Origin of the sequence: Frondihabitans sp. Leaf304 (assembly GCF_001423105.1) — a bacterium.
Classification (GTDB): Bacteria; Actinomycetota; Actinomycetes; order Actinomycetales; family Microbacteriaceae; genus Frondihabitans.
On sequence record NZ_LMNV01000003.1, the window covers coordinates 494,082 to 507,132 of the forward strand.

Sequence of the window (13,051 nt, forward strand, 5' to 3'; positions counted from 1 at the left end):
ACCCACGTAAGGATCCCTATGCCCTCCGCGCGCATTGTCATCGACCGCGACTTCACGATCGGACCGGTGCCCCGCCGCCTGTTCGGCTCGTTCGTCGAGCACATGGGACGCTGCGTCTACACCGGCATCTACGAGCCGGGTCACCCCGAGGCCGACGAGCGCGGCTTCCGCCAGGACGTGCTGAAGCTGGTCAAGGAGCTCGGCCCCACGGTCGTCCGCTATCCCGGCGGCAACTTCGTCTCGGGTTACAACTGGGAAGACGGCGTCGGCCCGGTCGAGGAGCGCCCGCGCCGCCTCGACGGCGCGTGGCACACCGTCGAGACCAACGCCTTCGGCCTGCACGAGTTCGTCGAGTGGTCGAAAGACGCCGACGTCGAGGTGATGGAGGCGATCAACCTCGGCACGCGCGGCGTCGACGCGGCCCGTGAGATCGTCGAGTACGCGAACCACCCCGGTGGCACCGCGCTCTCCGACAGGCGCATCGCGAACGGTTCGAAGGATCCCTTCGACATCAAGCTCTGGTGTCTCGGCAATGAGCTCGACGGCCCCTGGCAGATCGGCCACAAAACCGCCGAGGAGTACGGCCGCCTCGCGCAGGAGGCCGGTAAGGCCATGCGCTTCGTCGACCCGTCGATCGAGCTCGTCGCGGTCGGCTCGTCGAACTCGGGCATGCCGACGTTCGGTTCGTGGGAGCACACGGTGCTGTCGCACGCCTACGACGAGGTCGACTACATGTCGATGCACGCGTACTACCAGGAGCACGACGGCGACGCCTCGTCGTTCCTGGCGTCGGCCGTCGACATGGACTACTTCATCGAGTCGGTCGTCGCGACGTGCGATGCGGTCCGGGCGAAGCGCAAGGCCAAGAAGTACATCAACCTCTCTTTCGACGAGTGGAACGTCTGGTACCAGACCGGGCTCGAGACCGACGACCAGCCCGGCGCCGTGTCACAGTCGTGGCGTGAGCACCCCCGCCTCATCGAAGACACCTACAACGTGACCGACGCCGTCGTAGTGGGCACGCTGCTCAACTCGCTGCTGAGGCACGGCGACCGCGTGTCGATCGCGAACCAGGCGCAGCTCGTCAACGTGATCGCCCCGATCCGCTCCGAAGAGAACGGTCCGGCCTGGAAGCAGACCATCTTCTGGCCGTTCGCCCGCATGGCGGCTCTGGCGCGCGGCGAGATCCTCCGCACCGCGACCACGAGCGACAAGGTGTCGTCGAAGCAGTTCGGCGACGCCGACCAGGTCGACGTGAGTGCGACCTTCGACGAGCAGAACGGACGCGTCGCGCTGTTCCTGGCCAACCGCGGACTCGACGAGGCGGCCGACGTGACCGTCGCGCTGAACGGGTTCGTCGGCGGACGGGTGCTTCGCGCCGAGCTGCTCGAGATCCCGTCGGGTGGCACGCGCCTGACCGCCAACACGCTGGACGCTCAAGACGCGGTCGGCCTCGTGCCGCTCGACGGAGTCGTCGTTGACGGCTCGACCGCGACGCTGCGCCTGCCGGCTCTCTCGTGGGCGGTCGTCGAGATCGAGGTGTCGAAGGGCTAGAAGCGCAGGTGCATGACGTGCAGGCCGACGGCTGCGGATCAGCATGCGCCGAGCGTAGTGCCCGGGTTCGGCCAGTGCCGCGCTGCTCACCGGCCGCCGGTACGCCTGAGTGGCCATCGAGTGCCGCCTAATGCCGTCTGCGGCCTGGCCTCCCCGGCATTTGGCGTCACTCCGGGCGCCGACAGCGACGCCGATCGGCGGACGAGCGGCCTGTCGCGGACGATGTCGGCGGAGCACGGCAGGATGGAGTCATGCTCCTCACCTGCGACGACGCCTGGTTCGGCGGCTGGCGCGGGCCCAGCGCGCTGACCATCGAGGCCGGGCGGCTGCGATACGCCGGGCCGGCCCACGCGCTCGCCAGCGACCCGGGCAGCGACTCCGACAGCGACCCCAGGAGAACAGAACCCGACGGCCACCTCCGGGGCGTCGTGCTCGCCCCCTTCACCGACTCGCACGTGCACCTCGGTCTAATCGATGCCGGCGCTCTGGTCGCCGGTGGCATCGGCCGCGTGGTCGATCTGGGGTGGGATCCCGCACAGGCAAAGAGCTGGCCGAACCTCGGCGCCGACCCCGAGAGCGGCTGGCCCGAGGTGTCGATGGCGGGCCCGCTGCTCGGAGCACCTGGCGGCTACCCCAGCCGGTCGGCGTGGGCTCCGGCAGCGGCGGCCGTCGCCGTCGCAACCAGCGACGACGCGAAGCACGCGATCGACGACGTGAGAGCCGTCGGCGCGAGCATCGTCAAGATCACCCTCAACTCCGACGCCGGCCCCGTCTGGAGCGACGAGACTCTCGACGCCGTCGTCGGTGTCGCCCACGACGCCGGCCTCCCGGTCGTCGCCCACGCGCAGGGCCTCGGCCAGACCCGCCGCGCGGCCCGAGCCCGCGTCGACGCCCTGGCCCACACGCCGTTCTCGGAGCGCCTCGACGACGACCTCCTCAACGACCTCGCCCGCTCGATGACCTGGATCTCGACGCTCGCGATCCACGCCCGCCCCTCCGGCGCCAACGGCCAGGGCGGCGACGCCTACGACATCGCCGTCGACAACCTCGCCCGCTTCCACGCCCGCGGCGGCTCCGTGCTCTACGGCACCGACCTCGGCAATGGCGAGCTACCGCTGGGCCTCAACGGCATCGAGCTCGCGGGGCTGAGCGCCGCCGGGCTGACGCCCGACGCCGTGCTGGGTTCGCTGACACCCGGCAGCGGTGAGCCCGGCTACGACACGCGCCTCGTGACGTGGATGCCCGATCGACCCGCGACGATCGCCGATCTGGCGACCAGTCGGATCCTGACTTTGCCCGCCCTCGTGAGAGAAGCCGAATGACGCACCCGACCATCGCCCCCGAAAGCAGCCGCTCCGATGAGAGCCACCTGGACGCCGCACCGCTCGACGCAGCCGACCCGCTCGCGCACTTCGCCGAGCGCTTCGTGCCAGCCGAGGGCGTCGTCGCCTACCTCGACGGAAATTCGCTCGGCCGGCCACTCAAGGCCACCGGCGAACGCATCGCGTCGTTCCTCGCCCACGACTGGGGCACCCGCCTGATCCGCTCCTGGGACGACCAGTGGATGGACGCACCGACGTCGCTCGGTGACCGTCTCGGATCCTTGGTGCTCGGCGCAGCCGCCGGTCAGACCGTGATCGGCGACTCGACGACCGTGCTGCTCTACAAGCTACTTCGCGCCGCTCTCGACCACGGGCAGGAGTCGGGCCGCGACGAGATCGTCATCGACGACGACCAGTTTCCGACCGACCGGTTCGTCGTCGAGGGCATCGCGCGCGAGCGGGGCGGCTCGATCCGCTGGGTGAGCGTCGACCCGACTCTCGGCGTGACTCCCGAGCTGGTGGCCGAAGCGGTCTCCGAGCGCACGGCCGTCGTGCTCGTCAACCACGTGTCGTACCGGTCGGGCTACCTGGCCGATCTCACCGAGATCACTCGAATCGCGCACGACGCCGGGGCACTCGTCGTCTGGGATCTCTGCCACTCGGCGGGAGTCGTGCCGATGTCGCTCGACGACTCGGGCGTCGACCTCGCCGTCGGCTGCAGCTACAAGTTCTTGAACGGTGGCCCCGGCGCTCCCGCGTTCGCCTACGTGCGCCGAGAGCTGCAGGAGGTGCTCGAGCAGCCGATCCAGGGCTGGATGGGCGCCGCCGACGTCTTCGCGATGGCCGCGTCGTACGAGCCCGCGCCGAGCGTCCGCCGCTTCATCAGCGGCACTCCCCCGATCGTCGGCATGCTCCCGCTCCGCGACATGCTCGATCAGATCGAGGAGGCCGGAATCGAGGCGATCCGCACCAAGTCGCTCGCTCTCACCGACTACGCCTTCGCTCTGGTCGACGAGTGGCTCGTGCCGCTCGGGGTCCGTGTGGCGACCCCCAGAGACACCAGGATCCGAGGCAGCCACGTTACGGTCACACATCCGGCGTTCCGCGAGATTCTGCCGTCGCTCTGGCAGGCCGGGGTGATCCCCGACTTCCGCAATCCCGACGCCCTTCGCCTCGGTCTCTCGCCGCTCTCCACCACCTTCGCCGAGGTGCGCGCTGGCGTCGCTGCGATCCGCTCCGCCCTCGCGTAGGTCGCCCGTGAGACCTCAAATTCGACCGTCGAGCGGCGACAGGATCGGTTGTTTCTGAGGTCTCACGACCAGGCTCGAGTGGCACAGTGGAGGCATGAACTCCGGCGACGCCTTCGAACCCGACCAGCGACATGCAGCCAACGCCACCTCCTTCGGCTCGGCCGCCGACGTCTACGAGCGAGGGCGCCCGTCGTACCCGGCCGAGGCCGTCGAGTGGCTCCTACCCGAGGGCGCCCAGCACGTCGTCGACCTCGGGGCCGGCACCGGCAAGCTCACCCGGCTGCTGGTCCAGCGGGTGCCGCGTGTCACCGCGGTCGAGCCGTCCGAGAAGATGCGCGAGACGCTCATCCGTGCCGTGCCCGGGGCGCAGGCGCTTCCGGGATCGGCCGAGCGCATGCCGGTCGACGGTGAGAGCGCCGATGCAATCTTCGCCGCCCAGGCCTGGCACTGGGTCGATCCCGAGCGCGCCGTCCCCGAGGCAGCGCGTGTGCTGAAGCCCGGCGGAGTCCTCGCCCTGCTGTGGAACATCCGCGACACGAGCACCCCGTGGTCCAGAGCGCTCGACGAGATCATCGACGCGGCGTCCGAGAGCGAACTCGAATCAGAGGAGCCGCGCGTGGGCCCGCCCTTCCTCCCCGTCGAGCGGCGCGACTTCGCCTGGGTCAACCCGATGACGCACGACGAGGTCGTCGCCATGGTGGCCTCGCGCAGCTACGTCATCACGTTGCCCGAGGCCGAGCGGGAGGCGCAGCTCGCCCGGGTGCGCGAGCTGCTCGAGACGCACCCCGACACCGCAGGCCGCGCGACGGTCGACCTGCCGTACGTGACGCGCTGCTCGCGGGCCGTGCTCCCCGCCTGACCGCTTCAAGCCCAGTAAGGTCGCTCCGTGCCCGCTCGCCGAACTCTCGCCATCATCGGCATCGTCGTCGTGCTGGCCCTGTTCGTGAGCATCGGCATCGGGGCGATCCTCGTGGCCGGTCGCGAGTTCTCGAAGACCGACCCCCAGCGCACCATCTCCCCCTCCCCCACTCCGACGTCGACGATGGCACCCTGAGACCAGCGGCACCCTGAAGCCGGCCGGTCAGACGCCCGAGTAGCGGTGCTCGGGCCGCCCGGTGGTGCCGTAGTGCAGCCGCATCCGGGCCAGCCCCTCGGCCGACAGGGTGGCGAGGTAGCGCTGTGCCGTCGCTCGGCTCACCCCGACGCGCTCCGCGACCTCCGCCGCCGACAGCTCGACGCCCGGGGAGAGCACGTCGAGCACACTCCGCTCGGTCGCCGCGCGCGACGGTGAGCCCGCTTTCGAATCGCCGGAGTGCAGGATCCTCAGGCCCCGCTCGACCGCCTCTTGATCGAGGGTTCCGCGGTCGTCGAGCACGTTGCGGAACCGCAGGTACGCGCGGAGCCGCTCGGCCAGCAGGTCGGCCGAGAAGGGTTTGATCAGGTAGGCGAGAGCTCCGCGGCGAAGGGCCGACCGGACGGTCGCGGGATCGGAGGCGGCGCTCACCACGAACACGTCGGTGTCGAGGGTGCGGAGCAGGTCGAGCCCGGAGCCGTCGGGCAGGTAGACATCGAGCAGCACGAGGTCGACCGCCGATTCCGCGACGACGCGCCTCGCCTCGGCCGCCGTACCCACGGGGGCGAGTGCCCGGAATCCGGCCAGCTCGTCGACCTGCCGACGATGCAGGTCGGCCACGTAGAAGTCGTCGTCGACAACGAGGACGACGAGATCGGGGTCGTTCACGAGAGACCTCCCGGGGTCATGACGGCGACGAGGCGGGCGCAGAAGATCGCGCCGTGATCGTCGCCACCGGCGGATGCGAGCCACACGTCGCCGCCGCTGCGACGAGCCAGCTCGCGCGATAGGGGCAGACCGAAGCCGAGGCCGTGCGCCGGATCCTTCGCCCCCGGTTGCGGAGGCGTGTCGGTAGGGCCCGGCCGCCGCTCGAACGGATCCGCGGAGGCAGCACTCGGCCTGAAACCGCGGCCGGAGTCCATCACCGAGAGGTGCAGATCGGAGCCGTCGTCGAGCACTTCGATCTCGACCCACGCCGGGCTGACGTCGCCCGCCACCGCCGCGGCGACCGCGTTGTCGATGAGATTGCCGAGCACGGTCGTGACGTCGCCCGGCTCGGCGACGACGCCTGCGACGAGCGTCTCGGCACCGAGCTGCAGCAGCACGCCGCGCTCGGCTGCCTCGACGCCCTTCGCCCCGAGGAATGCCTGCAGATATGGCTCGGTCAACCGGTCGGCGTGCTTCACGGGATAGCGGAGCGGCCCTCGCTCGAGGACGTCGGCGAGGTAGCCGCGCGCCTGCTCGACCTGACCGATCTCGAGCAGCCCCGACACCGCGTGCAGGCGGTTGGCGAACTCGTGCCGCTGAGCCCGCAAAGCCGTCGTCATCGCGCCGACCGCGTCGAGCCGGCGCGAGAGCGCCTCGACGTCGGTCCGGTCGCGGACGACGGCCACGACCCCGAGGTCATGGCCGTCGCGCGCAACGCGGCGCACATCGACGAGCAGCACGTGGGCGCCGACCACGAGCGTGCTATCGCCCTCGGACGACGGCGAGCCCAGGATCCGACGGAACTCACCCGGAAGCGAGGCCTCCTCGATCGGTCGACCCGTCGGATCCTGAATTCCGAGTAGCGCGGCCGCCCTCTCGTTGCAGACCGTGACCACGCCCGTCGGTGACACCGCAAACACCCCCTCCCCGAACCCGCCGAGCACCGCCTGCTGGTTCTGCACGAGTGACACCAGGTCTTCGGGCTGGAGGCCGAGCGTGAGGCGAACTAGGCGTCGGCGGATAAGAATCGACGCGACGATGCCGATCAGAAGCGCGAGCAGGCCTACTCCGAAGACAGGAATCGCGTCGCGCATCAGCGAGTCGTACACGCGGGCTCGGGCGAAGCCGACGCTGACCTCGCCGACGGGCTTCGAGTCTGCTCCCGCGCCGGACGCGTAGATCGGTACCTTCGCGCGGGCCGACTCGCCCAGGGTGCCACGATCCCACGACACGGTCTCTTCGCCGCGGAGGGCCGCTGCCGCACTCGTGCTGACGAGCTCGCCGATCCGGTCGACGTCGGGGTGGGCGAGACGGATTCCGTTGTCGTCGGTGACGACGACGAACAGCGCGCCCGTGCGGCGGGCCGTGTCGAGAGCGCCCGCCTGGACGGGGCCGTCGGCCAACGCCGCGCGATCGAGGTCGGTGCCGTCGACGCTCAGTCGAGCGACCTCGCTTCGCAGGTCGGTATCGCTGGCGACGCTCTGTGCAATTGCCAGCGCTGTCGATTCGGCACCGGTCTCGAGGCGGTGCACTGCGATGCGGAAGAAGACGGCGCTGGTGAGACCGACCACGACGATCACGACGACGAGCTGGAGCACCAGCAGCTGCGTCGCAAAGCGCGCACCGCGGCGGGCGGGTCGTGCCGTCTCCGGCCTCGTCGTGTCAGCGTCGATCACGCGACCCAGCCTAGGCACTCTCGCCCCACCCTCGTGAGCAGAATGCGCAGAATGCGGCCAACGCGCTGTACTCGACCAATGCGCAAAAGCACGACGCAGCCACGCGACCCCCCTAGCGTGCTGGGAGCACACCACCGGACAAAGGAGTCCTCGCAATGCTCGTCCTCCTCGGCTACGGCATGGTCATCGCCTTCATGGTGCTGATCATGACCAAGCGCCTCTCGCCCATGCTCGCCCTCATCATCGTGCCGACGATCTTCGGCCTCTTCACCGGGGCCGGTCTCGGGCTCGGCGACATGATCCTCGAGGCCATCGGCACGCTCGCGCCGACGGCGGCCCTGCTCATGTTTGCCATCATGTTCTTCGGGCTCATGATCGACGTCGGGCTCTTCGACCCGCTCGTGCGCTTCATCCTGCGGGTCACCGGCAACGACCCCGCCAAGATCGTGCTCGGCACGGCCCTGCTCGCCGGCGCCGTGTCGCTCGACGGCGACGGATCGACGACCTTCATCGTCGTGACGGCCGCGATGCTGCCGATCTACCTGCGCCTCGGCATGAGCCCCGTCGTGCTCACCTGCGTCGCCGGTCTCACCAACGGCACACTCAACATCGTCCCGTGGGGCGGCCCGACGGCACGCGCCGCAGCGGCACTCAAGGTCGACGCGGCTGACATCTTCGTGCCGCTCGTACCGTCGCTCGTCGTGGGCCTGATCCTCGCGTTCGGCTTCGCCTGGATCCTCGGCCTCCGCGAACGCAAGCGCCTCGGGCTGGTCGAGCTCGGTGAATCGAAGGTGCTCTCCGCCGGTCGCGCAGCCGGCCGTGTCGGGAAGTCGCGCGCTCTCGCCCTGGCCGGGGGCGACGGATCCTCGATGTTCACGAGCTCGACAGTTGCCCTCGGGCTCCGCGGCGGAGTGGCCGATGGGCGTCGCGCGGGGGCCGACGGCACCGACGAGGTGGGCGACGGCGAAGGATCCGGCCCACGGGGTGAGGCTTCAGGAACCCTGGCCGACACGATGCTCGATCCCGACCGCCCCACGCTCCGCCCGAAGCTGATCTGGTTCAACCTCGCGCTCACAGTCGCCGTGATGGTCGTGCTCGTGCTCGACGTCGTGCCGCTCGCCTACGTCTTCATGGTCGCGACCGCCATCGCCCTTTTGGTCAACTTTCCGCAGGTGAAGAGCCAGTCGGCCGAGATCGTGGCCCATGCGCCGAGCATCGTCGGCGTCGTGTCGATGGTCTTCGCCGCGGGCGTGCTCATCGGGGTGCTCGACGGCACCGGCATGGTCGATGCGATGGCCGACTGGCTGGTGCGGGTGATCCCCGACTCGATGGGCCCGTATCTCGCCGTGATCACCGGCGTTTTGAGCCTGCCGCTGACCTTTTTCATGAGCAACGACGCCTTCTACTTCGGTATCTTGCCCGTGCTGTCGCAGAGTGCTGCCGCGTTCGGCATCACCCCGGTCGAGATGGCCCGCGCGTCGGTGGTCGGGCAGCCGGTGCACCTGCAGAGCCCGCTCGTGCCGGCCATTCTGCTGCTGGTGTCACTCGCGAACGTCAACCTCGGCGACCACCACCGGAAGGTGCTGTGGCGTGCGGCCGTCGTGGCGTTGGCGATGCTCGCGGTCGGCGTCATCGTGGGGTGCATTCCGTTCGGCTGAGCTTGCTCGGGGTCAGGGTTCCGACGCACTGCGCTACCCGACGCCAAACGGCCAAAACCACCTGCCGCGGCAGGTGGTTTTGGCCGTTTCGAGACTTCTAGCGAAGAGAGCCGACTTGTTAGAAGTCCCAGTCCTCGTCTTCGGTGGTCTCGGCCTTGCCGATCACGTACGACGAGCCGGAGCCCGAGAAGAAGTCGTGGTTCTCGTCGGCGTTCGGCGAAAGGGCCGACAGGATTGCCGGGTTCACGTCGGTGACGTCTTTCGGGAACATCGGCTCGTAGCCCAGGTTCATCAGCGCCTTGTTGGCGTTGTAGTGCAGGAACTTCTTGACGTCTTCGGTCAGCCCGACCGAGTCGTAGAGGTCTTGGGTGTACTGCACCTCGTTGTCGTAGAGCTCGAAGAGGAGATTGAACGTGTAGTCCTTGATCTCTTGCTTGCGCTCGTCGGAGGCGCCTTCGAGCCCCTTCTGGAACTTGTAGCCGATGTAGTACCCGTGCACGGCCTCGTCGCGGATGATGAGGCGGATCATGTCGGCGGTGTTGGTCAGCTTGGCGCGCGACGACCAGTACATGGGCAGGTAGAAGCCCGAGTAGAAGAGGAACGACTCGAGCAGTGTCGAGGCGACCTTCCGCTTCAGGGGGTCGTCGCCGGTGTAGTAGTCGAGAACGATCTGGGCCTTCTTCTGAAGGTTGACGTTCTCCTCCGACCAGCGGAACGCGTCGTCGATTTCGGGGGTCGACGCGAGGGTCGAGAAGATCGACGAGTAGCTCTTGGCGTGAACCGACTCCATGAACGCGATGTTCGTGTAGACCGACTCTTCGTGCGGCGTGATCGCGTCAGGGATCAGGCTGATCGCGCCAACGGTGCCCTGAATCGTGTCGAGCAGGGTCAGCCCGGTGAACACCCGCATGGTGAGCTGCTGCTCTTCGGGGGTCAGCGTGTTCCACGACTGCACGTCGTTCGACAGCGGGATCTTCTCGGGCAGCCAGAAGTTGTTGACCAGCCGGTTCCAGACCTCGACGTCTTTGTCGTCGTGGATGCGGTTCCAGTTGATCGCGCTCACGGCACGCACGAGCGGGATGCTCTTGCCGATGGCGTGGGCCGGGTCTGTAACAGTCATTTCAGGATCCTGTAGTCGTTATGCGATCAAAACGGGGGAAGACAACCGCGGGTGCGCCACACTCGGCGCCGCACCCGCGGCCGTCAGAGCACACCGAGCTTGTCAGCGTGCCGGGGCTTTACAGCATGCAGCTGACGCAGCCGTCGACCTCGGTGCCCTCGAGTGCGAGCTGGCGAAGACGGATGTAGTAGATCGTCTTGATGCCCTTGCGCCATGCGTAGATCTGCGCCTTGTTGATGTCGCGAGTGGTCGCGGTGTCTTTGAAGAACAGCGTGAGCGAGAGACCCTGGTCGACGTGCTGCGTTGCCGCGGCGTACGTGTCGATGATCTTCTCCGGCCCGATCTCGTACGCGTCGGTGTAGTAGTCGAGGTTGTCGTTGGTCATGAAGGGCGCGGGGTAGTAGACGCGGCCCAGCTTGCCCTCCTTGCGAATCTCGATCTTCGAGGCGATCGGGTGGATCGACGAGGTCGAGTGGTTGATGTACGAGATCGACCCGGTCGGCGGCACAGCCTGGAGGTTCTGGTTGTAGATGCCGTGCTCCATGACGCTCTGCTTGAGTGCGCGCCAGTCGTCTTGCGTCGGGATCGTCACGTCGGCGTCGGCGAACAGCGCGGCGGCGCGGGCCGTTGAGGGCACCCACTCCTGCTCGGTGTACTTGTCGAAGAAGGATCCGTCGGCGTACTTCGAATCTTCGAAGCCCCCGAAGGTGACTTTGCGCTCGATGGCAATCCGGTTGGATGCGCGGAGGGCGTGGAACAGCACCGTGTAGAAGTAGATGTTCGTGAAGTCGATCGCCTCTTCGCTGCCGTAGTGCACGCGCTCGCGTGCCAGGTAGCCGTGGAGGTTCATCTGGCCGAGGCCGATGGCGTGCGACGAGTCGTTGCCGACCTCGATCGAGCGGACGGAAGCGATGTGGCTCATGTCGCTGACCGCGCTGAGGCCGCGGATCGCGGTCTCGACGGTGCGGCCGAAGTTGTCGCTGTCCATCGACAGGGCGATGTTCATCGACCCGAGGTTGCACGAGATGTCTTTGCCGATCTCGTTGTACGAGAGGTCTTCGTTGAAGGTGGTCGGCGTGTTGACCTGGAGGATCTCAGAGCACAGGTTCGACATGTTGATCCGGCCCTTGATCGGGTTGGCCTTGTTCACCGTGTCTTCGAACACGATGTAGGGGTAGCCCGACTCGAACTGGATCTCGGCGATGGTCTGGAAGAACTCGCGAGCGTTGATCTTGGTCTTCTTGATGCGGCTGTCGTCGACCATCTCGCGGTACTTGTCAGAGATGGAGATGTCGCCGAAGGGAACCCCGTAGACGCGCTCGACGTCGTACGGCGAGAAGAGGTACATGTCTTCGTCTTTTTTGGCGAGCTCGAAGGTGATGTCGGGCACGACCACGCCGAGGGACAGCGTCTTGATGCGGATCTTCTCGTCGGCGTTCTCGCGCTTGGTGTCGAGGAACCGCAGAATGTCGGGGTGGTGAGCGCTCAGGTAGACGGCGCCAGCGCCCTGGCGGGCTCCGAGCTGGTTGGCGTAGCTGAAGCTGTCTTCGAGGAGCTTCATGACGGGGATGATGCCCGACGACTGGTTTTCGATCTGCTTGATCGGGGCGCCGGCCTCACGGATGTTGGACAGCGACAGGGCCACGCCGCCACCGCGCTTGGAGAGCTGCAGCGACGAGTTGATGCCGCGCGAGATCGACTCCATGTTGTCTTCGATGCGCAACAGGAAGCAGCTGACGAGCTCGCCGCGCTGCGCCTTGGCCGTGTTGAGGAACGTCGGCGTCGCGGGCTGGAAGCGCCCGGCGATGATCTCTTCGACGAGGTCGACGGCGAGCTTCTCGTCACCCTGGGCGAGGCCGAGAGCCGTCATCACCACGCGGTCTTCGAAGCGCTCGAGGTAGCGCTTTCCGTCGAACGTCTTGAGCGTGTACGAGGTGTAGTACTTGAAGGCGCCGAGGAAGGTCTGGAAGCGGAACTTCTTGGAGTAGGCGAGCTCGTTGAGCTTCTCGATGAAGTCGAACGAGTACAGGTCGATCGTGGCCTGCTCGTAGTACTGGTTCTCGACCAGGTAATCGAGGCGCTCCTTCAGGTTGTGGAAGAAGACGGTGTTCTGGTTCACGTGCTGCAGGAAGTACTGCTTCGCTGCCTCGCGGTCTTTGTCGAACTGGATTTCACCGTTCGGGCCGTAGAGGTTGAGCATGGCGTTGAGCGAGTGGTAATCCATCCCGCTGTTCGGCCCGGCGATTACCTCGAGGTCGTCGACTGCTGTGTCCAAAATCGATCCAATCCTTCTTGCACTGCTTGTACGTCGTCTGGCGTGCCGAAGACCTCGACACGGTAGAGCAGGGGCACTTGGCACTTGGCGGCGATGATGTCGCCGGCGAGGCAGTACCCCTCTCCGAAGTTGGTGTTCCCGGCCGCGATGACTCCGCGGATTAGGTTTCGGTTGCCCTCGTCGTTGAGGAACCGGATGACCTGCTTGGGAACGGCACCTCGCCCTTCGCCGCCACCGTAGGTGGGGAGGACGAGGACGTAGGGGTCGCGCGCCTGAAGCGGCTCTTCACTGGGGAAGAGCGGAATGCGCTCAGCGGGGAGCCCGAGCTTCTCAACGAATCGGGCGGTATTGCCCGAGACGCTCGAGAAGTAGATGAGGTGAGTCGATGTCGTCGCGAGTTGCACGGCCGGACTCCT

The 13,051-nt window shown here is 67.4% G+C and carries 11 protein-coding genes; 6 read left to right on the forward strand and 5 right to left on the reverse strand.

Annotated elements, in window-relative coordinates; genetic code table 11:
• Positions 1–18: 18 nt before the first annotated feature.
• The 5 genes from arfA to ASF54_RS16465 all read left to right on the forward strand — a co-directional run bounded on the left by arfA (position 19) and on the right by ASF54_RS16465 (position 5,180).
• Positions 19–1,554, forward strand: coding sequence for an arabinosylfuranosidase ArfA (arfA, locus tag ASF54_RS12605; RefSeq protein ID WP_055963481.1), 1,536 nt, complete (start codon positions 19–21; stop codon positions 1,552–1,554).
• Positions 1,555–1,805: 251 nt separating this feature from the next.
• On the forward strand, positions 1,806–2,876 hold the full coding sequence (locus ASF54_RS12610) for a hypothetical protein (RefSeq protein WP_055963484.1): 1,071 nt from the start codon (positions 1,806–1,808) through the stop codon (positions 2,874–2,876).
• Positions 2,873–4,126, forward strand: coding sequence for a kynureninase (locus tag ASF54_RS12615; RefSeq protein WP_055963487.1), 1,254 nt, complete (start codon positions 2,873–2,875; stop codon positions 4,124–4,126). Before ASF54_RS12610 ends, ASF54_RS12615 begins: the two co-directional genes overlap by 4 nt.
• Before the next feature lie 94 nt (positions 4,127–4,220).
• Positions 4,221–4,985 (forward strand): class I SAM-dependent methyltransferase, encoded by a 765-nt coding sequence (locus ASF54_RS12620; protein WP_055963492.1) that lies wholly within the window; start codon positions 4,221–4,223, stop codon positions 4,983–4,985.
• Between the two features lie 27 nt (positions 4,986–5,012).
• Complete coding sequence (locus ASF54_RS16465) at positions 5,013–5,180, forward strand: hypothetical protein (RefSeq protein WP_157510173.1); 168 nt, start codon at positions 5,013–5,015, stop codon at positions 5,178–5,180.
• Between the two features lie 27 nt (positions 5,181–5,207).
• Here the strand turns inward: ASF54_RS16465 and ASF54_RS12625 are convergent, their stop codons facing one another.
• Positions 5,208–5,867, reverse strand: coding sequence for a response regulator (locus ASF54_RS12625; RefSeq protein ID WP_055963493.1), 660 nt, complete (start codon positions 5,865–5,867; stop codon positions 5,208–5,210).
• Positions 5,864–7,582, reverse strand: a complete 1,719-nt coding sequence (locus tag ASF54_RS12630; RefSeq protein ID WP_235481061.1) for a sensor histidine kinase — start codon at positions 7,580–7,582, stop codon at positions 5,864–5,866. Before ASF54_RS12630 ends, ASF54_RS12625 begins: the two co-directional genes overlap by 4 nt.
• Positions 7,583–7,737: 155 nt before the next feature.
• On the opposite strand from ASF54_RS12630, the gene ASF54_RS12635 reads away from it, so the two are divergent.
• Complete coding sequence (locus ASF54_RS12635; protein ID WP_055963496.1) at positions 7,738–9,240, forward strand: CitMHS family transporter; 1,503 nt, start codon at positions 7,738–7,740, stop codon at positions 9,238–9,240.
• Positions 9,241–9,358: 118 nt separating this feature from the next.
• Here the strand turns inward: ASF54_RS12635 and nrdF are convergent, their stop codons facing one another.
• The 3 genes from nrdF to nrdI all read right to left on the reverse strand — a co-directional run bounded on the left by nrdF (position 9,359) and on the right by nrdI (position 13,039).
• On the reverse strand, positions 9,359–10,360 hold the full coding sequence (nrdF, locus tag ASF54_RS12640; protein ID WP_370275181.1) for a class 1b ribonucleoside-diphosphate reductase subunit beta: 1,002 nt from the start codon (positions 10,358–10,360) through the stop codon (positions 9,359–9,361).
• A gap of 118 nt (positions 10,361–10,478) precedes the next feature.
• On the reverse strand, positions 10,479–12,584 hold the full coding sequence (gene nrdE / locus ASF54_RS12645; RefSeq protein WP_055963499.1) for a class 1b ribonucleoside-diphosphate reductase subunit alpha: 2,106 nt from the start codon (positions 12,582–12,584) through the stop codon (positions 10,479–10,481).
• A gap of 20 nt (positions 12,585–12,604) precedes the next feature.
• Positions 12,605–13,039, reverse strand: coding sequence for a class Ib ribonucleoside-diphosphate reductase assembly flavoprotein NrdI (gene nrdI, locus ASF54_RS12650; RefSeq protein ID WP_123943099.1), 435 nt, complete (start codon positions 13,037–13,039; stop codon positions 12,605–12,607).
• Positions 13,040–13,051 lie beyond the last annotated feature (12 nt).